We start from the raw sequence: 311 nt of genomic DNA on the forward strand, positions 1-311 counted from the left end.
ATACAAGTAATGTTGTTAATATGAGGGGTATGTTTGAAGGTGCTACTACTTTTAATCAAAACCTTGGTGATTGGGATATTAGTAATGTCACATTAATGTCTGATATGTTTACTGGTGTTACATTATCTACACCAAACTACGATGCTACTTTAATAGGTTGGCATACAGACTCAAGTGGTGGTGCTAACGATGGTATTGATGATGTCCCTTATAATATAAATTTTAATGGAGGCAGTAGTCAGTACTGTTCTGCCATATTTGCTAGGAATAGTTTAGACACTTCTTTTAATTGGACGATTACTGATGGTGGT

Annotated in this window: 1 protein-coding gene; it reads left to right on the top strand. The window is 35.0% G+C overall.

Annotated elements, in window-relative coordinates:
- The coding region (locus M3P09_RS17235) for a BspA family leucine-rich repeat surface protein (RefSeq protein ID WP_249974065.1) at window positions 1–311 on the top strand (311 nt) is incomplete at both ends.

It is taken from the genome of Jejuia spongiicola, from assembly GCF_023502325.1.
Lineage (GTDB): Bacteria > Bacteroidota > Bacteroidia > Flavobacteriales > Flavobacteriaceae > Wocania_A > Wocania_A spongiicola.